Origin of the sequence: Streptosporangium sp. NPDC049376 (genome assembly GCF_044466505.1) — a bacterium.
GTDB lineage: Bacteria > Actinomycetota > Actinomycetes > Streptosporangiales > Streptosporangiaceae > Streptosporangium.
In genome coordinates, this window is sequence record NZ_JBITMT010000013.1 from 63,537 (window position 1) to 85,149 (window position 21,613).

Genomic DNA, 21,613 nt, shown 5'->3' on the forward strand with positions numbered 1-21,613 from the left:
GGTGTCCGTCTTCGCTCCGGGAGCCGTCCTGAGCCTGCCGGCCTGGTTCCGAGGCCCACATGACCACAGAGGTCACACCGCCCTGGCCCCGGAGCTCACCGCCTCGACAAGGCTCTCGGGCAGGCCGATCAGGCGCAGCGCGTCCGCCCCGGGGGCCCCGGTCACGGCCGTCGCGGACTCGGCGGCCTGCCGGAAACGCGCCCTGGCCGTGGCCCGGTCGCCACGCGTCTCGGCGAGGCTGCCGAGTCCGGCGAGCAGCCGTACCCGGTTGCCCACGCTCCTGATCCAGAGCGGGTCGATCAGCTCAAGCGCCTCGGCGTAGTGGCTCTCCGCCTCGGCGAGGTCGCCGTCCCGCAGGGCGATGTCCCCAAGCCCGCGCAGGGCGGCCCCGACGTAGTTCGAGCTGCCCGCCCTCCGGGCCAGGGCGGCGGCCCTGTCGTAGTCGGCGCGGGCCGCGGCCAGGTCGGTCTCGACGAGCTGGTCACCCCGGTTGACCAGCAGGTCGGCGGCGTCCTCCAGGGCTCCGAGCTGGTCGGTGAGGTCGAGTGCCTCGTCGATCAACGTGACCGCCCGGGTACGGTCGCCACGCGCGACCGCCAGACCGGCGAGCGCGTCCAGGGCCAGCGCGGTACCCCACCGGTCGCCGAACGCGCGGAACTCCTCGACGGCCCCCTCCCAGACACGCGCGGCCTCCGCCATACCAGGCAGGCCGCTCTCCCCGAGGGAGTCGCCCTCGCCGAAGAACTCCCCCAGAGCCCCGAACCCCAGCACGTACCGGGCGACCGCCCGCGCCCACCCGTGAGGGCAGTCACGTTGGGCGGTGACCAGCGCGAACGTCTCCAGCGCGCCCTCCCCGCCCGTGTTGTGCATCATCCACAGCAACAGGGCGGCCGGATACCGCCCCGGCCGGTCACCCGGCCAGGCGGCGGCCAGCGCCCGCCCCGCCGCCGCGCGGTGCCGCCGCCACACCTCCCGCCCCCCGGGACCGGAGGCGGCCAGCAGCACGCACACCGCGTACTCCTCGCCGAGCCCGGCGGGCGGTCGTTCACCCATCACGTCGAGCAGCGCGACGGCGTACGGCGCGATCGAGGGGGAGACGCCGCGAATCCACAGGTAGGTCGAGGCCGTGGCGAGCAGCTCAAGGCCCACGGCCGTGTCCGAGGACTCGACGGCCCAGCGCACCGCCGCGGGCAGGTCGCCGTGCTCACGCGCCAGGACTCCGAGCCACTCCAGCTGCCGTGTTCGCAGCAGGTGCGGGGCGGCGGTCCTGAACAGGTCAAGGACGGCACGCGCGTGGGCACCCCGTACGGGCTCAGCCTCCCCGGCCGCGTCGAGCTGTTCCGCACCGTAGGCGCGGATGGTCTCCAACATCCGGTAACGCCCGCCGACGACCTCAAGAAGAGACTTGTCGACCAGGGATTCGAGCGTCTCGCCGTCGATGCCGCACACCCGTGACGCGGCCTCGGCGCTCGCGCCCCCGGTGAAGACGGTGAAACGCCGCGCGGCCCGCTGCTCGGCCCCCGGCAGCAGGTCCCAGCTCCACGCCACCACCGACCGCAGGGTCCTGTGCCGCTCCTGGGCGGTACGGCTGCCGCGCGCCGCGACGGCGAGCCGGTCGTCGAGCCGCCCCGCGAGGTCGTCGAGTTCCAGGGTGCGCAGCCTGGCCGCCGTGAGCTCGATGGCCAACGGCAGATTGTCGAGGGCCGCGCAGATCCGCCGCACGACCCGTTCGGTACCACCGTCGGCGGTGCCGACGGCCGGGGCGACGGCGAAGCCACGACGTACGGCACGGGCCCGGTCGGTGAACAGCCGCACGGCCGCCTCGTCGTCGAGGGGCCGTACCTGCCACAGGTGCTCCCCGGTGATCCCGAGCGGTTCCCTGCTCGTCGCCAGCACCCGCAGCCGGGGGCAGGCGGCCAGCAGCCGGGCCGCCAGCGGAGCCACCTCCTCCACGAGGTGCTCGCAGTTGTCCAGGACGAGCAGGAGCACCCGGTCGGCGAGCGCCGCGATCAGGCGGTCGGCCGGCCGCCGCTCACCGACCTCCAGACGCAGGCCGTTCTCCCGCAGGCCGAGCGCGCCCAGCAACGCCTGCGGCAGCTCGGCGCCGTCCCGCAGCGCGGCGAGCTCGACGAAGCACACGTCGTCGGCGGCCCTCCCCGAGGACCTGGCGCCCGCGGCGGGTCCGGCGACCCCCGGCGCCCCGGCGACCTCGACCGAGAGCCGTGTCTTGCCGACGCCGCCGGGACCGACCAGGGTGACCAGCCGGGCCGTCCGCAGCAACTCGGCGACCTCGGCCACCTCCCCGGCCCGGCCGACGAAGGACGTCAGCTGGGCGGGCGGCGCGACGGGCGGGGGAGACGGGTCGGCGGCCAGCAGTTCCCGGTGCAGCGCGAGAAGTTCGGCCGAGGGGTCGGCGCCCAGCTCGTCGGCCAGGTGCCTCCTGGTCTCCTCGAACGCCGCCAGCGCCGCGGCCTGCCCGCCCTCGGCGAACAGCGCGCGCATCAGCAGCCCCGCCAGCCGTTCCCGCAGCGGGTGACGGCCGACCAGTTCCCGCAGCTCGGGCACGAGCGCGCGGTGCCCGCCGAGCCGCAGCTCGCCCTCCATCCGGTCCTCAAGCGCCGTGAGCCGTAGCTCCTCAAGACGGACGGCGGCCGGACTGCCGGTGAGGTCGGCCAGCGCGGGCCCCCGCCACAGCGCCAGCGCCTCCCGAAGGAGTGCCACCGCGCGTTCGGCGTCCTCCCGCAGCGCGGCCCGCCCCTCACGTGCCAGCCGTTCGAACCGGAAGGCGTCCACGTCGTCGCGGGGCACCACGATCCGGTAGCCCGCCCCGGCCCGTTCGATCGTCGCCGCCGTGCCGAGAGCCGTACGCAACCGGGACATCTGCGACTGCAGGGCGTGCGCGGACAGCGCCTCGTCGGGGTTGACCTCGTCGGCCAGCCGATCGGCGGAGACCACCTCACCGGGGTTCACCAGCAACAGCGCGAGCAACCCGCGACGGGCGGGACCTCCGAGCGGAATCTCACTCCCGTCATCGCGCCACGCACAGGTCTGCCCAAGGAGCCCAAACCGCATATAAGTGATTATCCCCGTTACCGGTCTCCGATCACGCGGGACCACGGCTGGAGAACAGGCCGGTCATCACGGTGCCTCGTGGGAGACGACCCGGACCGCGACCGGCGCCGAAGGACGGTCACCCGATGGGACCGAGGTAGGTCCCTCCGGAGACGTCGACGGTCTGCCCGGTCACCCAGCGGCCCTGGGGGCTCGCCAGGAAGGCGACGACGTCGGCGACGTCCTCGGGCTCGCCGAGCCGTCCCAGCGCGGTGATCGCCTCGAAGGCGGCGACCACCTCGGGGATGGACGTGTGACCCGCGGTCATGTCGGTCCGCACCACACCGGGCGCGACCGTGTTCACCGTGATCCCGCGCCCGCCAAGCTCGTTGGCCAGGGACGGCGCCATCGCCTCGATCGCCGCCTTGCTGACGGTGTAGCCGATCTGCATGGGGACCGCGATCCTGGTGGCCGTCGAACCCATGTTGACGACGCGGCCCCCGTCGTTCAGCAGCGGCAGCGCGCGCTGGATCACGAAGAACGGCGTGCTCACGTTGACCGCGAGCAGCCGTTCGAACTCCTCGGGGGTGACCTGGGAGATCGGGTTGATCGACGCGATGCCCGCGTTGTTGACCAGGATGTCCAGGCCACGCCCGGCCAGCCCCTCGGTCAGCCCGTCGAACAGCAGGTCGATCGCGCCCGGCTCACCGAACCTGGCCCGTACGGCGAACGCCCGGCCGCCCTCCTTCTCGATCCACGCCACCGTCTCGCGGGCCGCCGCGTCGTCACCGCCGTAGTGGACGGCGACAAGGGCCCCCTCGGCCGCCAGCCGTACCGCGACCGCCCTGCCGATGCCCCGCGAACCGCCCGTCACCAGTGCCGTCTTGCCGGCGAGAACACCCATCAGAACTCCTCGGTCCGTGCCCGGTCTTCAGTACGCCGGAACCATGACATCCACCCCTCACCGCGTTCTCACCGTCGGCTCACCGCTCTCCTTCTGAGGCACGGGAGGGGAGGTCACGCGGCCGGCGGACGCCTCACCGACCCGTTACGGGCGATGTCCAGCGGCACGAAATCGTTCTGTTTGTTTTCTTTATTCGCGCACCAAGGGTTGTTGTCGGTCGTTCGGCGGACGGTCCTCCGCCTTGTGCGTACCTCACGATGTCGGTCTACTCGGCGGACACGGCAGGTCGGGACCTACGCCACCACGAGTTCAACCCCGGTGGCAGGCCCGGCGCCCGGGTCGGTGCCACCAGGGGCGATGTGGCTCAGCGTGAGATTTGGCCGGACAGAACGCAAGTTCTGTCCGGCCAGCCCGCTACCTTCCCCTGCCCGCAGTTTCGGAAGGCCTGGGCCCTGACGCCGCTCCCCTGCGGGCTTAGACGTCCGCGCAGATCGCGTAGACGGTGAAGTCGAACGGGAAGCCGTAGTTGCCGGGCGGAACCACCTCCCAGCCGTTGGCTCCCACCGGGCGGGAGGCGCTGGGCGAGAGCGTGTTGGGCATGGTGTACCCGCCGCTCAGCACCCGCTTGCCCGGGCTGCACATGGCGCTCTGGGGTGTGGATGAGGACGGCGGATTCGTGAACTCCTCCTGCACGACCTCCCAGCCGGAGACACCGTCCCGGCCGGGCTCGCCCGCCGGTCCCTGTGGCCCCGCCGGTCCTTCCGGGCCCGCAGGGCCGGGCGGTCCTTCCGGGCCCGCAGGGCCGGGCGGTCCTTCCGGTCCTTCCGGGCCGGGTGGGCCGGGTGGGCCGGGTGGGCCAGGGCGGCCGGGCGGGCACTTCCCGCAGTGATGGTGGTCGCAGCAGCTCGACGGAGACGAATCGGTGGCCCCGGCCGTCGTCAAAGCCGTCTGGGCGGAGGCGGAGGTCTGGACCGAGACGGCCCCGGCTCCGCCGAGCAACAGGACGCCCACCGCCAGCACGGAACATGTGGGGACGGATCGAACGTGGAAGGTCATGGCACTCCTCGTGTGTTCGGAGTGCAGATACCCGTGCCCCCGGGCGACACAGACGTTCACATGATCAAATTTCCGTCCAGTGATCGGTAAACCTGCTCGGGAGACGGGCTTCGCGAGCCCCGATCTCCGGTTCGTGGATCCCGAACTCCCTGGGTAAGACCCGGCCTGCGCGGGCTCCCGCGCTCTGACGGCGGATCGATGACGAGGACGCTCCCTCGAAGGCCCGGAGCCTAACTACGGGTGAGTTCCTCGGGACGGTGGAGTTGGGCGGTGAACCAGTCGATGGTCCGGCGTAGTCCCTCGGCCGCCGGGACGGTGGCCTGCCAGCCCAGCCGGGAGGCGGCCAGGCCGGTGTCCGGGCGGCGCACGGCCGGGTCGTCGGTCGGGCGGGGGACGAAGACGATCGGTGAGGACGATCCGGCCAGGTCACGGATGGTGTGGGCCAGTTCGAGCATGGTCACCTCGGCGGGGTTGCCGATGTTGACCGGGCCCGCGAAGTCACTGTCGGCCAGGGCCAGGATGCCGGCGACGGTGTCGTCGACGTAGCAGATGGAGCGGGTCTGGGAGCCGTCGCCGGTCACGGTGATCGGCTCGCCGTGCAGGGCCTGGCGGATGAAGGTGGGGATGGCGCGGCCGTCGTACGGGCGCATCCGGGGACCGTAGGTGTTGAAGATCCGCACGATCGCGGTGTCGGTGCCCGCGGCGTTGCGGTAGGCGGTGGCCAGGGACTCGGCGAAACGTTTGGCCTCGTCGTAGACACTGCGCGGGCCGACGGGGTTGACGTTGCCCCAGTAGGTCTCGATCTGCGGGTGTTGCAGGGGGTCGCCGTAGACCTCGCTGGTTGAGGTCAGCACGAAACGGGCGTGCTTCTCCTTGGCCAGGCCCAGGGCGTGCAGGGTGCCCAGGCTGCCGACCTTGAGGGTGTCGATGGGGTGGCGCAGGTAGTCGACGGGGGAGGCGGCCGAGGCCAGGTGAAGGACGAGGTCCACGGCACCGGGAACATGGACGAAGCCGGTCAGATCGGTCTCGATGAGCCGGAAGGCGGGCTGACCCATGAGGTGTTCGACGTTGTCGGGCGATCCGGTCAGGAAGTTGTCCATGCAGATCACCTCGTCGCCACGGGCCAGGAGGCGTTCGCACAGATGGGAGCCGAGGAATCCGGCTCCTCCGGTGACCAGGACTCTCATGATGGGCTCCTTTCCTCTGCGGCCGGCAGTGTGGCGATGGCGGCCAGGACGTCGGCGGGGCTGATGGTCAGCAGACCGGGGTCGGGCCGGGTCGCGAAGGGGTCGCCGGTGCGGCCGCGCCAGAGCACCACGTGGTGCCCTCTCCCGGGCGGGGGACCCCAGCGGGCGGGCGGGGTGGGGCCGAAGAGCACGACAGAGGGGGTGGACAGCGCGGTGGCCAGGTGCGCGACCCCGGTGTCCCCGCACACCACCAGCCGTGCCGTCCCGACCAGCGCCGCCAGCCGCTCCAGTCCGGTACGGCCCGCGAGCACGGCTTCGCGAGGCAGCCCGGCGAGGGCGGCCACGGTGTGGGCGAGGTCGCGTTCGGCCGCGTCCCCGGTGATGAGGACGCGGTGGCCGTCACCGGCGAGGGCGGCGGCGACCTGGGCGAACCGGTCGGGGGGCCAGCGGCGGGCGGGAAAGGCCGCCCCGGGATGGACGATCACATGCCCCGGCCTTTCGGCCTCCCCGGCCCATCCGGCGTTCACGGCCGTGCCCGCCGACCCGGCGACTTCGACGCCTCCGGTGAGCCCGGCCGGTTCGGCCTCCCCGGTCGTCTCGACGGACGGAACGGACAGCGCCAGGTCGGCGGGGTCGGCGGCGATGCCGTACCACTCAAGCAGGGCGCACCAGCGCTCCACCTCGTGCCGGTCGTCCCGCCAGGCGGGGCCGGACACCTCCGGCAGGGTGGGATGGGAGTGGGTGAGCAACCGGCCGGGGGCGGTGCGCAGCAGCGCCGTGGTGCTCTGCGGTCCCGCGCCGTGCAGGTTGACCGCCACCTCGGCCCCGAGGAAGAGGACGGGCCCGGGACCGTGGACGTTCAGGACCTCGTCGACGGCGCCGGTCAGCCGGGCCAGCCCGGCCAGTACGGCGGGCGCGGCCAGCACGATCCGGTGCCGGGGCCAGGCACGGCGCAGGCCGCGCAACGCCGGTACGGCGGTCAGCAGGTCGCCAAGGCCCAGGCCCCGCAGCACCAGCACCGTCGGCTCCCCCGCGTGCCGCGGCCCGGGAACCCCGGTGCCCGAAGATCCCGGGACGGACGGCGGTGTGTTCTCCCCGAGAGCGGCGCCGGAGGGACCGGACGGCGGTGTGCCTGCCGGGAGCCGGCTCCGGGGGCCGGGGGCGGTCACGGCCAGGAGGCCTCGGTCGAGGGGCACACGACCAGTTCCCTGACCTCGCATCCCGGCGGCTGGGACAGCGCGAACAGCACGGTGGCGGCCACGTCCTCCGGCGGGTTGAGCAGGGTGTCGGGGCCCGGTTTGTACTGCTCGGTGCGGCCGTCGAAGAACGGGGTGCGCATCCCGCCGGGCACCAGCAGCGTCACCCCGACCCGCCCGGCCAGTTCCGCGGCCAGGGCGCGGGTGAACCCGACCACCCCGAACTTGGAGGCGCAGTAGGCGGTCGCGTCGCTGAGCGCCCGCAGTCCCAGCGTGGAGGCGCAGGTCACCACCCGTCCCCGGGAGGCGGTCAGGTACGGCAGCGCGGCCCGGACGACCGTGGCGGTGCCGATCAGGTTGACCTGGACGACCCGTTCCCAGGCGTCGGCGGGCACGTCCTCCAGCCGCCCGCAGGCGTCGATCCCGGCGGCGGTGACGACCCCGTCCAGACCTCCGGCGTGGTCGGCCAGTTCGGCCACGGCCCGTTCGGTCTGGGCGCGGTCGGTCAGGTCGGCGATCACGTGGTCGAAGCCGTTCTCCGGCGGGTTGACGTCCACGACCAGAGGACTGCCGCCCTCCTTGGCGACCGCGACGGCCACCGCCCGACCAAGCCCGGACGCTCCACCGGTTATCAGGATATTTCCAAGCATGTGAACCTCTCCTCAACGTCAGGAACGAGTGGTGCGCAGGGCGGTGATCAGCCCGGTGGTCGAGTAGCCGGGCACGGTCGGCAGGATCACGACGTCGCCGCCACAGCGCCGTACGGTGTCGGCCTCGGGAAGGTCGGCCTCGGTGTAGTCGCCGCCCTTGACCCACACCTCGGGCCGGAGCCGTTCGACGACGGCGGAGGGCGTGTCCTCGTCGAAGACGACGACCGCGTCGACGCACTCCAGCGCCCGCAGCACCTCGACACGGTCCTGCTGGGCGATGACGGGACGGCCGGGGCCCTTCAGACGCCGTACCGACGCGTCGGAGTTGACGCACACGACCAGCGCGTCCCCGAGGGCCCTGGCACGGCGGAGCAGGCTGACGTGACCGGCGTGCAACAGGTCGAAGCACCCCCCGGTCGCCACGAGCCTGCCACCGGAGGCCCGGACGAGGGCGGCCGCGTCCGCGCCGTTCGCCGACACGCGGGGCGGGGGGACACCGGCGGGGGAGACGGACCGGACCGCCGCCGCCCCTCCGGCCTTCACGAACCGGGTGGCCTCGCCGACCGCCGCGGTGACCGCTTCCTCGACGGGCACGCCACCCGCCAGGGCGAGGGTCGCGGAGACGGCGAACCTGTCGCCCGCGCCGCACGGGTCACGCCCGCAGGCCACGTCGGGCGGGGCGATACGGACGTGCCTGCCGTCCCGGCGCGCCAGCACGGCTCCCCGGTCTCCCAGGGTGACGGCCACCGCCCCCACCCCGAGTTCACCGGCCAGCCGCAGGGCGACGTCCTCCGGTGTCGCGTACGGCCGCCCGCACAGCCTGGTGGCCTCGGCCTCGTTCGGCGTGGTGAGGGCGCAGCCCGGCAGCGGAACGGCGCCGCGCGGATGCGGATCCCACACGATCGGGGCGTGGAGACCCTCAAGAAGGAGGTCCTCCAGCAGGGGACGGCACACCTCGGCGACACCGCGCCCGTAGTCGGAGACCAGGACCGCCCGCGCGCCGCGCAGCACCGCCGACAGGCGCCGCCGGAGCACCCGGTCCGTTCCGATCCTGGCCAGGCCGTCGCCCGAGTCGATCCTGACCAGGGTCTGGCCCCCCGCCCTGACCCGGGTCTTGCGGACGGTTGCGCCCCGCAGCGGCAGCCGTACCACCCGAACGCCCTCGGGGAGCAGGCCCGTCAGGTGACGGCCCGAGGTGTCGTCCGCGAGGGCGGTGACCAGGGTCACCTCGGCGCCGTCGCGGGCGGCGAGCAGCGCGGCGAGCCCGGCCCCGCCCGGACGCCGGTGCTCCACACGCACGTCGACGACGGGCGCCGGAGCCTCAGGGCAGAGCCGTTCCGCGCTGCCCTCGATGTCCACGTCGAGCAGGCAGTCGCCGACGATCACGATCGGGCCCGTCACGAGTGGTCCTCCTCGATCACGTCGCAGAGCATGTGGATCACCGCGAGGTGCACCTCCTGCACGGTGGCCACGTCCTGGACAGGGACCGCCAGCGTCTCGTCGCACAGCTCGGCCAGCGGGTTGGGGGCCGGGCCCGTCAGCGCCCACGTGGTCAGCCCGCACTCCCGCCCGGCCTGCGCCGCGGCCAGCACGTTGCCGCTGGCGCCGCTGGTCGACAGGCACATCAGCACGTCCCCCGGCCTGCCGTGCGCGCGCACCTGGCGGGCGTAGGCCTCCTGGGTGCCGAAGTCGTTGGCGATCGCGGTGAGGCTTGAGGTGTCGGCGTGCAGCGGGATCGCCGCGTACGGCCGCCGGTCGGCGCGGTAGCGGCCGACCAGTTCGGCGCTCAGATGCTGCGCCTCCGCGGCGGAACCGCCGTTCCCGCAGGTCAGCAACCGGCCTCCGCCGTTGAGCACCGCGGCGAGCTTGCTGCCCCACGCCTGGATTCTGGAGGTCTCCCGGTCGACGGAGACCAGGGTCGTGCTCAGCCGGAACAGATGAGGATGCATGTCCGCTCAACCTTCCGCGACGGCGAGCCGGTCGAGCCGGCCGCTGATCAGAGCCTGGTAGACCGACTCGGTCTGGGCCGCGATCCGCGGCCATCCGTACCGCTCCCTGGCCCGCCGTACCCCGGCGGCGGCGAGCCGTTCGCGCAGGCCCTGGCGGGCCAGCAGGTCGTTCAGGGCACGGGCCAGGGCGTACGGCCTGCGCGGCGGCACCAGCAGCCCGCACCCGGCCACCGTGTCCAGGTGTCCGCCGACCGCCGAGGCGATCACCGGAACTCCGCACGCCATCGCCTCGACCGGCACGATGCCGAACGGCTCGTACCACGGCACGGTCACCAGCACGTCGGCCGAGCGCAGCAGCGCGGGCACCTCTCCCCGGCTCACGCTGCCGACCAGGCGGACCCGCCCGGCCAGCCCGTACCCGGCGACCAGGAGCCGCAGCCGCCCGACCTCCTCGTCGTCGGGGGAGCCGCCGACGATCACCAGTTCGGCGTCGGGCACCCGGCGCAGCGCGCGGATGACCGTGTCGACGCCCTTGCGGGCGACCATCCGGCCGATGCTCAGCACACGGGGACGCCCACCGGCCGGGGCGGCGGGACCGTCGGGGCGGAAGCGTTCCAGATCGACCCCGCACGGTACGACCGTGACCTTCCTGTCCGGGATCCCCATCGCCCGCAGTTCGGTGACCTCGTCGGAACAGGTGGCCACGATCGCCGCGGCCCGCCGTCCGATGTCGGTCTCCGTCGCGATCCGCTCGGGCGGGCTGGTGTCGGCGGCGCCCTGCCAGCGTCGCTTGACGGTGCCCAGCGCGTGGAAGGTCTGCACCACGGGAACCCCGGCCTCACCGGCGGCCGTCAGCGTGGCCATGCCGCTCATCCAGAAGTGCGCGTGCGCCACGTCCGGCGGTTCGGCGGTCCAGCGGCGCGTCAGGTGGGCCGCGAAGGCGGGCATGTGCGGTGGCAGGTCGTCCTTGGGGATCGGCCTGGCCGGTCCTGCGCTCACGTGTTCGACACTCACCCCGGGCGCCATGACCACCGTTTCCGGCAGGCCGGGGGCGTCCCGGCGGGTGTAGACGACGACCTCGTGGCCGCGACCGGCCAGGGCGGTGGCCAGGGCCGCGACGTGGACGTTCTGCCCACCGGCGTCCACGCCGCCGATCGTCGCCAGTGGGCTGGCGTGCTCGGAGACCAGGGCGATCCTCATGACGCCTCCTCCTTCACCGTCAGACGGCGTACCGTGTCCTCTTCGTCCTCGCCCTCCTCCACCCAGTCCTGCGGCGCCGCCAACCGGCGTACCGCGTCGACGACCTGGGCCGGGGTCACCGAGGACAGGCACGGGTGCCCGGCGACCGGGCAGACCTGGGCCCGGCTGCCCCGGCAGGGCGCGTGCTGGTCCCCGAGCAGGGTCACCGCCACCCCGTAGGGCGCCCACCGGGCGGCGGGGACGGTCGGGGAGAACAGGCTGACCACCGGGGTCGCGACCGCGGCGGCCAGGTGCGCGGGCCCGGTGTTGGCGACCACCACCGCCTCCGCCCCGGCCAGCACCCCGGCGAGCTCCGCCAGCGAGGTCCTGCCGCCCAGGTCCACGGCGTGCGATCCGGCGACCCGCGCGGTGAGCGCCGTCTCGCCGGGGGTTCCGGTGACCACGACCCGGTACCCGGCCGCGGCCAGGTGCCGCACCGCCCGCTCGCAGTGGCCTGCAGGCCAGGCGCGGGCCGGTACCGAGGCCCCCGGGTGCACGACCACGTACCCGGCGGGCCCGGTCAGGTGCCCGACCGGGGGCAGCGGATGCCGTACGGCCAGCCGCCCGTCGTCGCCGGGAGGCAGCTCGAACCCGGCGGCACGGGCCAGGGCGAGCATCCGTTCGGCCTCGGGGACGTCCACCTCCTCGTCGACCGTGTGCCGCACGTCCAGCAGGGAGCCGGGGTAGTCGTTGCTGATCGCGGCGATCCTGGGCACCCCGGCCAGTCGCAGCAGCGCCGCCAGCGGCAGCGCCGACTGGTGGAAGGAGGTGAGGATCAACGCCTGCCGCGGCGCCACCCGCCGGACGGCCTCGATCAGCCGGGCGGCGTGCTCGCCGGTCAGGGGCGGCGGGGCCGGGTCGATCCACGGGGTGCGCCACCGGATCACCTGGTCGACCCCGGGCAGCAGTTCGGCCGCGGCCTGCCCGTTCGGTCCGGCCAGCACGACCACCCTGACGGCGTGGTTGGCCACCGCCCGGATCGCGGGACCGGCCAGCAGCACGTCCCCCGCGTTGTCCGTCCGCGCCACCAGGACCGTCCCGGTCCGCGACCACGGAGCCGAGAGCGCCTTCGCGGCGGAGGACGAGGCGGTCATCGGCGCACCCGCCATTCGCCGCGCAGCCGATGGGCGCACGCGGCCGGCGGGATGAGCACGCTCGTGACCGTCATCCGCCTGATCTCCTCGCCGGTGCGCGGCCCCGGGGCGATCCGCGCCCAGGCGAACTCGGCGGTCAACGCCAGCCACCCGGCCCCGGCCAGTGCCGCGCCGCCCCGCAGGGCGCGGGCGGCGCGGCCGTCGCTCCCCAGGGCGAGCGCGCCCGCCAGCAGGCCCACCAGTCCGAGGCCGGTGGTCAGCGCGTGCCTGCCGAGCCGTCCCCCGCCCTCGCCGACGGCCGCCCGCCAGCCGGGGCCGTGCACCCGGCGCATCAACGCGTCGTCGGCGTTGCCCCGCTGACGGCGCAGGCTGGCCCACGGCCCGTCGTCACGGACCGGGTGCCGCACCAGCCGTTCGCCCCGCACCAGCAGCCAGCCCGCCGTACGCAGCCGCAACGCCAGGTCGGCGTCCTCGCGGTAGGCCCGTGGGAAGCGTTCGTCGAAGCCGTTGACCTTCTCCAGCGCCGCCCGCCGGTAGGCCATGTCGGCGGTGATCCACGCGGCCCCCGCCAGGCCGGCGGTGTTGCGTTCGTCGTCGGTCGGCGCCCTGCCCTGCGGCAGCGGCACCTCGACCCGGCCCTGGCTGCCGGCCGCCTCCTCGGGCAGACCGGTCAGGTCGGCCGTCACCGCCCGTGCCCAGCCGGGCGCCGGGACCACGTCGTCGTCAAGGAACACCACCCACGGCGTCCCGGCCGCCCGCCACCCGGCGTTGCGCGCCGCCGCGGGGCCCCGGCCGCCCGAGCGCACCACCCGCACCCGGTCCGACCCGGCCCCCGGCAGCTCGCCGACGGCCGTAGGGGGGCGGTCGTCGACCACGACGACCGTCACGTCCGCGCCGAGCGCGGCCAGTGTCGTGGCCAGGCTGGGACGGCCGATCGTGGGAATCACCACCGTGAATTCGCCGGGAGTCTCCGAAGCGCTCATGTGGCGAACACCGCCTCCCGGCGCACGAGGTACGGCCCCAGCACCAGCACGTCCACCGGCGCCGAGCCGAAGCACTCAAGGGCGTCGCGGGGATCGTCGACCATCGGCCTGCCCGCGGTGTTCAGGCTCGTGTTCACCACCACCGGCACCCCGGTCCGGTTCGCGAACTCCTCAAGCATCCGCGCGAGCAGCGGCTCGGTCTCCCGTTCCACGGTCTGCACCCGGGCCGTGCCGTCCACGTGCACGACCGCCGGGATCCGCTCCCGCCACACCGGGTCCACGTCGTGCACGAACAGCATGTACGGACTCGGCAGCGGCCCCCGGGTGAAGATCTCCCCGGCTCGTTCGGCCAGCACCATCGGCGCCACGGGCCGGAACTGCTCACGGCCCTTGACCTCGTTCAACCGTTCGGTGTTGCCCGCCCTGCCCGGGTGCGCCAGCAGCGAGCGCCGTCCCAGCGCCCGTGGGCCGTACTCGCTGCGGCCCTGGAACCACGCCACGATCCGGTCGGCGGCCAGCTCGGCCGCGACCGTCGCCGCCACGTCCGCCGGCTCCTCGTACGGCACGTGCGCCGCCCGCAGCCAGGCCGCCAGCTCCGCGTCCGACCACTCGCGGCCCAGGTCCGCCCCCGGCATCGGCGCGGCCGGTTCGCCGAACTCCCGCGCCAGGTGCAACGCCCCGCCCAGGGCGGTTCCCGCGTCCCCGGCGGCGGGCTGCACCCACACCCGTTCGAACGGGCCCCGTTCGGCCAGGTAGGTGTTGGCCACGCAGTTCAGCGCCACCCCACCGGCCATCGTCAGCACGCGCCGCCCGGTCCGTTCGTGCAGCCAGCAGGCCAGTTCGAGCAGCACCTCCTCAAGCCGGGTCTGCACACTGGCCGCCAGGTCCGCGTGCTCCTCGCCCCAGTCGTGTCCCGGCCGCAACGCCTTGGCGTACGCCGCCCAGTCGATCGGCTCGACGCGGAACCCGCCGTCCCCGGTGGTGTAGATCAGCTCCCGCAGCTCGTCCAGGAAACGGGGCGCGCCGTAGGAGGCGAGCGCCATCACCTTGTACTCGTCGCTGGAGCGCATGAACCCCAGGTGCTCGGTGACCGCCTCGTACATCAGCCCCAGCGAGTGCGGCAGTTCCTGGGCGGCGAGCACCCGCAGCCGCCCGTCCTCGTACACCCCGGCCAGGTGCGAGAGGGCCTCTCCCCGCCCGTCGCACACCAGCACCGCCGCGTCCTCGTACGGCGCGGCCAGCCCGGCGGAGGCCGCGTGCGCCACGTGGTGGGGTACGTACCGCACCTGTGCCGCGTCCAGTCCCGGCAGCACTCCCGCCAGGAACGCCGGGGCCCGCCGCGCGTACGTGGTGCGCAGTTCCTCCCACCGCTCGTCCAGTCCGGCCTGACCCGGTCGTACCAGGTTCGGGTCGTAGGAGTAGGCGACCGCGTCCAGGTCCTCCGGGCGCAGCCCCGCTCGTTCCAGGCACCAGGCCGCCGCCTTCTCGGGCAGCTCCCACGCCGAGAACGGCACCGGCCGTTTACCGTGTTTGCGCCGGCTGAACCGTTCCTCCTCCGCCGCGGCGACCACCTCACCGTCGACGATCAACGCCGCCGCCGGATCATGAAAGATCGCATTGATCCCGAGAAATCTCATAGGTCCACCTCTCCTGCGCACCGGATAACTACCGACGAAGTCCTCCTCAAAACCGACAAATCAAGAAAAATCATGAAAATGATCGAATATTAGATATATGTGGATTTCTATAGTTAATCGAGGTTTACTGTCGGAAATGGCGAACGACAAGGCGTTCTTCGGGAAAGCATCGGGAATGATCACCCGCGTCGGACGGTGATCGCAGCCGGGGGCGACGGGTGAGGTACGGGAAAGCCCGGGTAGGGGGGTCGGGTGAACGTCCGAGCCGTACCGGTGATCGCGCTGGCCCTCACGCTGGGCCTGTCGGGATGCGCCACAGAGGGAAAGAGCGCCGCGGAGCGGACCGTCGAGCGTTTCTACACCGCCGTCCGCGACCACGACGGGCAGCGCGCCTGCACCCTGCTGGCCCCCGAGGCGGTCGAGGGGCTGCGCACCGGCGGTGAGGTCTGCGCCAAGGCAGTCCTCGGCCTCGACCTGCCCGGCGGGCAGGTGCGCGAGACCGCCGTCTGGGGAGACGAGGCCCAGGTACGGCTCACGCACGACACCGTCTTCCTGCACCGCTTCCCCCTGGGCTGGCTGGTGCGGGCGGCCGGGTGCAGGTCACGGGGTGACCTGCCGTACAGCTGTGAGGTGAAGACCTGAGATGCGCGCCATGTTCGTCGTCACGATGACCGTCATCACGGCCGGGCTGGTCTACTTCTTCGCCATCGGCCTGCTGCAGCGTTAGGGGGCGCCGTGAGACGTTTCGTGCGGGACAACGCGTTGAGCCTGTTCTTCCTGGTGGCCTTCCTGCTGGCGGTCGTCGGGCAGTCCGTCGCGGGGGTGGCGGACGCCAACGCCGACCAACTCGCCAACGGCGGGTCGGCCGTCTCCTGGTGGCAGTACGTCACCTCCTCCGACTTCGCCGTCGACGTGGCGGAGAACTGGCAGTCGGAGTACCTCCAGTTCCTGCTGTTCATCGTCATCACCGTCTGGCTGGTGCAGCGGGGCTCGCCCGAGTCGAAGAAACCGGGTGAGGAGGGTACGGGAAGCGACGCCGAGCAGAAGGTCGGGCGGCACGCCGTGCCCGGCAGCCCCGAATGGGCCGGGGCGACCGGGCTGCGCCAGACGCTGTACGGGAACTCCCTCGGCCTGCTGATGGGGGCGATCTTCGTGCTGTCCTGGCTGGCCCAGGCGGTCGCGGGCACCGCGAGCTACAACCGTCGGCAGTTGTCACAGCTGCAGGACCCGGTGAGCCTGGGAGGGTACGTCGCCTCCCCGGACTTCTGGAACCGTACGTTGCAGAACTGGCAGTCGGAGCTGCTGGCCGTACTGTCGATGGTGGTGCTCTCGATCTACCTGCGTCAGCGTGGCTCACCGGAGTCCAAGCCCGTCGGCACCCCGCACGAGGAGACCTCAACGGAGAACTGAGCGTCTCAGGGCTTGGGCGTGTCCTTCCGGTCGTCGGGGACGTTCGGCTCGGGGCCTTCGGGGTCGATGCCGACGGGGGCGTCCGCTCCCGCGGCGTTCTCCCGGTCGTCCGGCACCTGGGCCGGAGGCTGTGGCGAGGTGTCCTCGGGGTCCGTCTCGGTCATCGTGATTTCTCCGTTCCGCTTTGCGGCCTTCCATTGCCGGGCGATCGAAATGTTGTCCGGTGATCGATCTCCGGAATTGTCGATGGCGCGACCCAGCCATCGATACCCCGACATATACATATTTCGCATATGCCGCTATGAAATAATGGGAAAAGTTCTACCGATCGTGTCGGTCACGGAACCTGTTCAGCACCGCCGCGAGGGTGATGCCGTAGACCACGTGCCCGACGGCCATGACCGCCGGACGCCCCGGCCGGTCCGCGGAGATCGGCGGCAGGGCCGTCACCCCCGGTACCCACCCCTGGTAACTGGCCAGCCAGATCGCCAGGCCGTACCCGATCCCGACCGGCACCGGAGTCCGGTGCCCCCTGCTGACCAGGCGGAACAGCGCCCCCGCCGTCATTCCGAAGCCGAAGTGGGCCAGGGCGCCCAGTACGCCCTCACCCGGTTTCCTGCGGTGCGGGTGGCCGGGCAGGACGGCGCGGGCGATGTGCTTGGGCGGCTGGTCCGCCATCAGCCCCGCCCGGCTCCCCGCCAGCATCACCGCGCTCATCGCGGCGGTGGCCAGCGCGCCGCCGACCCCGCCTTCGAGCAGCCCCCGCCCGTTCATGTCAGCTCCGGCAGGACCTGGGCGGCGTAGAAGTCGAAGAAGGCGTCCTGGTCGGGGCCGATCTGGTTGACGTAGACCTCGTCGAACCCGGCGTCGACGTACTGGCGGATGGCGGCCAGGTGCCGCCGCGGGTCGGGACCGCAGGGGGAGGAGGCGACCGCGTCGTCCTCCCCGACCATCTCGGCGAGCTGTGCGAAGTGCCGGGGCAGCGGCAGCAGCTGCGACGCCTCCCCCTTGATGCCCTGCGTCGGCCACAGCCGGTGCACGTGCGAGCGGGCCTGCGCCTCGTCGGAGGCGTAACAGACCTTCAGCCCGCCCTGCGTCGTCTTGCCCGCGCCACCCGACTTGTGGAACGTCTCCACCAGTTCGGCGCTGGGACCGGTGGTGATGAAGCCGTCACCGATCCGCCCGGCCAGCTCGGCGGAGTGCTCGCCGAGACCGGACACGTAGATCTCGGGGGGCTCGTCGGGCAGGGTGTAGAGCCTGGCGGTGTCCACCTCGTAGTACTGGCCGCGATGGGTGACCAGCTCGCCGCTCCACAGCCACCGCATGAGCTCGACGGCCTCGGCGAGCATCTCCATCCGTACGGCCGCCGGCGGCCACCGGTCGCCGAGGATGTGCTCGTTGAGCGCCTCGCCGGTCCCCACCCCGAGCCGGAACCGGCCCTCGGTGAGCACGGCGCTGGTGGCGGCGGCCTGGGCGACGACCGCCGGGTGGATCCGCACCAGGGGACAGGTGACGGCGGTGGTGATGGGCAGCGAGACGGCCTGGGAGAGGGCGCCGATCACGCTCCACACGAACGGGCTCTGACCTTGCTCGTCGAGCCACGGGTGATAGTGGTCGGAGATCCACAGGGCCTGGAACCCGGCCTGTTCGGCCAGCTTGGCCTGCCGTACCAGCTCCTTCGGATCGTGTTCCTCACAGCTCAGGAAATAGCCGAACCTGGTCATCGTCGGCTCCCTTCGACGGGGTGGTCCTTCCCCTACCCCGCCCGTCAGGGTGAAACAGATCAGCCGGTGAATAGGCTCTGGAGGCATGTACCCGAGTTCCGCTCTTGGTGAGTTCCTCCGTTCACGTCGGGCCAGGCTCAGGCCGCAGGACGTGGGCTGAGCGCCGGAGTGAGGAACCGGCGGGTCGAGGGGCTGCGCAGGGAGGAGCTCGCCTCCCTCGCCGGGGTCAGCGTCGGCTACTGCACGCGGCTCGAACAGGGCCAGAGCCCGAACGTCTCCGAGGAGGTCCTGGACTCCGTGGCCCGCGTCCTCGGGCTGAACGGCGAGGAGATCGCCCACCTGCACCGGCTGGCCAGGGCCTCCCGGGGCCGGGAGCGGGCCAGGCCGGAACGGCTGCGCCCCGGGGTGCGGCTCATGGTGGACTCCCTCACCGAGATGCCCGCCATCGCGGTGGGCAGGCGGGGCGACATCCTGGCGTGGAACCGCCTGGCGCACGCCCTGCTCGCGCCGCACCGGCCGTTCGAGGGGGAGGAGAGGCCGAACTTCGTCCTCATCGACTTCCTGGAGACCGAGTTCTCCCGTGGGCTCCACGTCGACTGGGAGCAGAAGGCCCGCGACTCGACGACCAGGAAGACGCCGAGAAGGACCACCGCGGCCGACAGCGCCAGGACATCGCCGGTGGAGACGCCGTAGACCAGGGCGAACAGCCCTCCGCTCGCCAGGATCGCGCCGGGGACGTCAAGCCTGGCCCGAGCCGGGGCCGTCGTCTCGCGGACCACGGCGACCGCGCCGAGCATCACCAGGACGCCGATGCCGAACAGGATGAGCATGGTCCACCGCCAGTTCAGGCCGCTGGTGATGAGGCCGCCGCCGATCGTCCCGATGACGAACCCCAGCGAGAGCAGGGCGCCGTTGACCCCCAGGGCCCTGGTACGCCGTGGCCCCTCCGGGAAGGCGGCGGTCATCAGCGCCAGGGCGGTCGGGCCGATCATGACCGCCGCGACGCCCTGTCCGGCCCGTGCCGCCACGAGCAGCCCAGCACCCGGCGCGAGCCCGGCGAGCAGTGAGAACGCGGTGAAGGCCGCCACTCCGGCGATGAACAGCCTGCGCCTGCCGACCATGTCGGAGGCCCGTCCGAACAGCGGCATCAACGCGGCCGTCGGCAGCAGGCACGCGGTGACCACCCACTGCAGGGCCGCGGCGCCGGAGAAGTGCAGCTCCCGGCCGATCTCCGGAAGCGCGACCGTGATGACCGAGTAGTCCAGCCCGGTCATGAACGTCGCCCCGCACAGGGTGATGAGAATGAGCCGGCCGCGAAGCCCCAGCCTCGCGTCGGGAGGTGTCGTCGTCATGGCGACCAGACTGCGGGCGGCGGCGACGACCAACCAGCACCCCGCCGAAGGTACACCTGCCAGGTGCGGGCAACCGTACGGCCGCGCGGAGCCCGGAGGGCGGCGAGGGTCAATGTTGGGGCGCCGCTGACCGTGGTCGGGGGCCTCATGCCAGGTCGGGCCGATATATCTCCTGGTGGGCGCGAGTGTCGTCCGGGTTCGGGGAGGGGTTTTCGTGAGTGGTGAGTACGGCCGGGTGCCGATCCTGATCAAGGACGTGCGGGTGTTCGACGGGGTGTCCGACGGGCTCAGCGAGCCTCGGTCGGTGTACATCCGGGACGGCAGGATCGCTCGGGAACGGGACGCGCCCGGCCTGGACGCGGTGGTGATCGACGGGGACGGACGTACGCTCATGCCCGGTCTCACCGACGCGCACGTGCATGTGTTCGCGGCCGGGAGCACGCACGCGGACCTGATGACGGGCAGCACCGGCGTGGGGTACTACAACGCGGTGGCCGAGGCCGGACGGATGCTCATGCGGGGCTTCACCGCGGTGCGGGACATGGCGGGAGACGTCGCCTCGCTGCGCCTCGCCCTGGACGCGGGCGTCCTGCCCGGACCCCGCATCTACCCGAGCCAGGCGGCCATCTCCCAGACGTGCGGCCACGGCGACTTCTCCGACATACACAACGACGCGACGATCTTCGGCGGGCCGGGTTCCCGCGCGGAGGAGATCGGGTTCATGCGGGTCGCCGACGGCAGGGACCGGGTGCTCGCGGCGGTCCGCGAGCAGTTCAAGCGCGGCGCCAGCCAGATCAAGGTGATGGCCGGCGGCGGGGTGACCTCCACCTACGACCCGCTGGACGTCGTCCAGTACACCGGAGACGAACTGCGCGCGGCGGTCGAGGCGGCCGCCGACTGGGGCACGTACGTGTCCGCGCACGTCTACAACGACACCGGCATCCGCCGTGCCATCAAGGCCGGGATCAAGGCCATCGAGCACGGCCACCTGGCCGCCGACCAGGACACCCTCGCCCGGATGGCCAAGTACGGCGTCTGGCTCAGCACCCAGCCCTTCCTCGAAAGCGACCACGTCTACACCGACCCCGTCTCGACGGAGAAGAACAAGGAGGTGTGCGAAGGCGTGGCCCGGACGTACGAGTGGGCGCGCGAGTGCGGCACGAAGATCGCCTTCGGTACCGACCTGCTGCTGAACCCCGCCGAGAGCGACCGGCAGAGCGAGATGTTCACCCGTCTGACCACGCACTTCGGGTTCACGCCGGTCGAGGCCCTGAAGATGGCCACCTCAGGCAACGCCGAGCTGTTCCGTCTGTCGGGCGAACGCGACCCCTACCGGCAGGCGCGCTTCGGCGTGATCGAACCCGGTGCCTGGGCCGACGTCCTGGTCGTCGAGGGCGACCCGACCCATGACCTGAGCCTTCTCTCCGACCCCGGCAAGAACCTGGCCGCCATCGTCAAGGACGGCCGTATCTACAAGAACCGTCTCACCACCACCGGCCACGGCGGATAGCACCTTCCGGTGAAGCCTCCACCGCTCAGGCCGGTGGAGGCTTCACCGCGGAGACCGTACGGCGTGCCTTCGGCGAATCGGCGGAGGCCGCGCCGCTGGAGGCCTGGCCGACGTCGACCGCTGACGGTTCCCAACGGCCGGAGGCCGGGTCGGCCCTCCTTGGGCCATGTTCGCCCGGGGGACGTGGACCATCCCCACGGCTGTGATACGTTGATGGCAGTTGCAGTTTTGGTACCCATGATGAACTTGTGTGCACCTGACGGTTTGTAGCGTCGGGTGCATTTTTTGTTTACCGGTCTTCTCCGGTGTGGGCTTATCACGGCGACGCGAAATTCGTGTCAGTACGGATTTCGGCTCTACACCTACCAAGAGGAGATCAATATGGCTTCCGGCACCGTGAAGTGGTTCAACGCGGAAAAGGGCTTCGGCTTCATCGAGCAGGACGGCGGCGGCGCCGACGTCTTCGCCCACTACTCCAACATCGTCGGCCAGGGCGGCTACCGCGAGCTGCGCGAGGGCCAGAAGGTGACCTTCGACGTCACGCAGGGCCAGAAGGGCCCGCAGGCCGAGAACATCGTCGCCTCCTGACGACGAACACCGGGATCAGGGCCCGCGCCTTCACGGCGCGGGCCCTTTTTCCTTTTCCACCAACGGAGTCGCGTCTCCCACCG

General features: G+C 72.4%; 20 protein-coding genes and 1 pseudogene. 5 read left to right on the forward strand and 16 right to left on the reverse strand.

The features are described from left to right. Window positions 1-72: 72 nt before the first annotated feature. The 12 genes from ACIBVQ_RS28085 to ACIBVQ_RS28140 form a co-directional block, all read right to left on the reverse strand. The gene (locus ACIBVQ_RS28085; protein ID WP_399181054.1) at window positions 73-3,072 is read right to left on the reverse strand and encodes a BTAD domain-containing putative transcriptional regulator; all 3,000 of its coding nucleotides are present in this window, start codon (window positions 3,070-3,072) and stop codon (window positions 73-75) included. 118 nt (window positions 3,073-3,190) lie between these two features. Next, a complete protein-coding gene (locus ACIBVQ_RS28090; protein ID WP_399181056.1) occupies window positions 3,191-3,955 on the reverse strand; it encodes an SDR family oxidoreductase in 765 nt (254 codons plus the stop codon). A 474-nt stretch (window positions 3,956-4,429) separates the two neighbouring features. Then, complete coding sequence (locus tag ACIBVQ_RS28095) at window positions 4,430-4,648, reverse strand: hypothetical protein (RefSeq protein ID WP_362915620.1); 219 nt, start codon at window positions 4,646-4,648, stop codon at window positions 4,430-4,432. 593 nt (window positions 4,649-5,241) lie between these two features. Then, on the reverse strand, window positions 5,242-6,198 hold the full coding sequence (locus tag ACIBVQ_RS28100) for a UDP-glucuronic acid decarboxylase family protein (protein ID WP_399181058.1): 957 nt from the start codon (window positions 6,196-6,198) through the stop codon (window positions 5,242-5,244). Beyond that, window positions 6,195-7,217 (reverse strand): glycosyltransferase family 9 protein, encoded by a 1,023-nt coding sequence (locus tag ACIBVQ_RS28105; RefSeq protein ID WP_399181060.1) that lies wholly within the window; start codon window positions 7,215-7,217, stop codon window positions 6,195-6,197. Before ACIBVQ_RS28105 ends, ACIBVQ_RS28100 begins: the two co-directional genes overlap by 4 nt. A 146-nt stretch (window positions 7,218-7,363) precedes the next feature. Continuing rightward, window positions 7,364-8,044, reverse strand: coding sequence for an SDR family oxidoreductase (locus tag ACIBVQ_RS28110; protein ID WP_352015014.1), 681 nt, complete (start codon window positions 8,042-8,044; stop codon window positions 7,364-7,366). 18 nt (window positions 8,045-8,062) lie between these two features. Then, complete coding sequence (gene rfaE2 / locus ACIBVQ_RS28115) at window positions 8,063-9,445, reverse strand: D-glycero-beta-D-manno-heptose 1-phosphate adenylyltransferase (protein ID WP_399181063.1); 1,383 nt, start codon at window positions 9,443-9,445, stop codon at window positions 8,063-8,065. Then, window positions 9,442-9,993, reverse strand: coding sequence for an SIS domain-containing protein (locus ACIBVQ_RS28120; RefSeq protein ID WP_352015012.1), 552 nt, complete (start codon window positions 9,991-9,993; stop codon window positions 9,442-9,444). Before ACIBVQ_RS28120 ends, rfaE2 begins: the two co-directional genes overlap by 4 nt. 6 nt (window positions 9,994-9,999) lie before the next feature. Then, window positions 10,000-11,193, reverse strand: coding sequence for a glycosyltransferase (locus tag ACIBVQ_RS28125; protein WP_399181065.1), 1,194 nt, complete (start codon window positions 11,191-11,193; stop codon window positions 10,000-10,002). Continuing rightward, window positions 11,190-12,326: a glycosyltransferase family 9 protein gene (locus ACIBVQ_RS28130; RefSeq protein ID WP_399181067.1), complete on the reverse strand. Its 1,137-nt coding sequence runs from the start codon at window positions 12,324-12,326 to the stop codon at window positions 11,190-11,192. The genes ACIBVQ_RS28125 and ACIBVQ_RS28130 overlap by 4 nt, the downstream gene beginning before the upstream one ends. After that, window positions 12,323-13,309: a glycosyltransferase family 2 protein gene (locus ACIBVQ_RS28135; RefSeq protein WP_399181069.1), complete on the reverse strand. Its 987-nt coding sequence runs from the start codon at window positions 13,307-13,309 to the stop codon at window positions 12,323-12,325. The genes ACIBVQ_RS28130 and ACIBVQ_RS28135 overlap by 4 nt, the downstream gene beginning before the upstream one ends. Continuing rightward, on the reverse strand, window positions 13,306-14,946 hold the full coding sequence (locus tag ACIBVQ_RS28140; RefSeq protein WP_352015008.1) for a carbamoyltransferase C-terminal domain-containing protein: 1,641 nt from the start codon (window positions 14,944-14,946) through the stop codon (window positions 13,306-13,308). Before ACIBVQ_RS28140 ends, ACIBVQ_RS28135 begins: the two co-directional genes overlap by 4 nt. Window positions 14,947-15,198: 252 nt before the next feature. On the opposite strand from ACIBVQ_RS28140, the gene ACIBVQ_RS28145 reads away from it, so the two are divergent. Together ACIBVQ_RS28145 and ACIBVQ_RS28150 are read left to right on the forward strand one after the other, a co-directional pair. After that, the gene (locus ACIBVQ_RS28145) at window positions 15,199-15,588 is read left to right on the forward strand and encodes a hypothetical protein (RefSeq protein WP_352015007.1); all 390 of its coding nucleotides are present in this window, start codon (window positions 15,199-15,201) and stop codon (window positions 15,586-15,588) included. 93 nt (window positions 15,589-15,681) lie between these two features. Beyond that, window positions 15,682-16,356: a DUF6766 family protein gene (locus tag ACIBVQ_RS28150; protein WP_362915605.1), complete on the forward strand. Its 675-nt coding sequence runs from the start codon at window positions 15,682-15,684 to the stop codon at window positions 16,354-16,356. Window positions 16,357-16,361: 5 nt separating this feature from the next. On the opposite strand, the gene ACIBVQ_RS28155 is transcribed toward ACIBVQ_RS28150, so the two are convergent. The 3 genes from ACIBVQ_RS28155 to ACIBVQ_RS28165 all read right to left on the reverse strand — a co-directional run bounded on the left by ACIBVQ_RS28155 (window position 16,362) and on the right by ACIBVQ_RS28165 (window position 18,080). Further along, window positions 16,362-16,520 (reverse strand): hypothetical protein, encoded by a 159-nt coding sequence (locus ACIBVQ_RS28155; RefSeq protein ID WP_352015005.1) that lies wholly within the window; start codon window positions 16,518-16,520, stop codon window positions 16,362-16,364. A 157-nt stretch (window positions 16,521-16,677) separates the two neighbouring features. After that, window positions 16,678-17,130 carry a DUF6789 family protein gene (locus tag ACIBVQ_RS28160; protein WP_352015004.1) on the reverse strand — a complete coding sequence of 151 codons (453 nt, stop codon included), beginning with the start codon at window positions 17,128-17,130 and terminating at the stop codon, window positions 16,678-16,680. Continuing rightward, window positions 17,127-18,080: an LLM class F420-dependent oxidoreductase gene (locus ACIBVQ_RS28165; RefSeq protein ID WP_352015003.1), complete on the reverse strand. Its 954-nt coding sequence runs from the start codon at window positions 18,078-18,080 to the stop codon at window positions 17,127-17,129. The genes ACIBVQ_RS28160 and ACIBVQ_RS28165 overlap by 4 nt, the downstream gene beginning before the upstream one ends. A gap of 168 nt (window positions 18,081-18,248) precedes the next feature. Between ACIBVQ_RS28165 and ACIBVQ_RS28170 the strand changes: the two genes are divergently transcribed. After that, complete coding sequence (locus tag ACIBVQ_RS28170; RefSeq protein ID WP_399181260.1) at window positions 18,249-18,773, forward strand: helix-turn-helix domain-containing protein; 525 nt, start codon at window positions 18,249-18,251, stop codon at window positions 18,771-18,773. A gap of 47 nt (window positions 18,774-18,820) precedes the next feature. On the opposite strand, the pseudogene ACIBVQ_RS28175 reads toward ACIBVQ_RS28170, so the two are convergent. Next, a pseudogene (locus tag ACIBVQ_RS28175) lies at window positions 18,821-19,744 on the reverse strand (MFS transporter); the annotation flags it as partial. Here ACIBVQ_RS28175 and ACIBVQ_RS28180 point away from each other — a divergent pair. Next, on the forward strand, window positions 19,647-20,942 hold the full coding sequence (locus tag ACIBVQ_RS28180) for an amidohydrolase family protein (protein WP_399181072.1): 1,296 nt from the start codon (window positions 19,647-19,649) through the stop codon (window positions 20,940-20,942). The pseudogene ACIBVQ_RS28175 and the gene ACIBVQ_RS28180 sit on opposite strands and share 98 nt — an antisense overlap. Before the next feature lie 381 nt (window positions 20,943-21,323). Further along, window positions 21,324-21,530: a cold-shock protein gene (locus ACIBVQ_RS28185; protein ID WP_352015001.1), complete on the forward strand. Its 207-nt coding sequence runs from the start codon at window positions 21,324-21,326 to the stop codon at window positions 21,528-21,530. The last annotated feature ends 83 nt before the right edge of the window (window positions 21,531-21,613 follow it).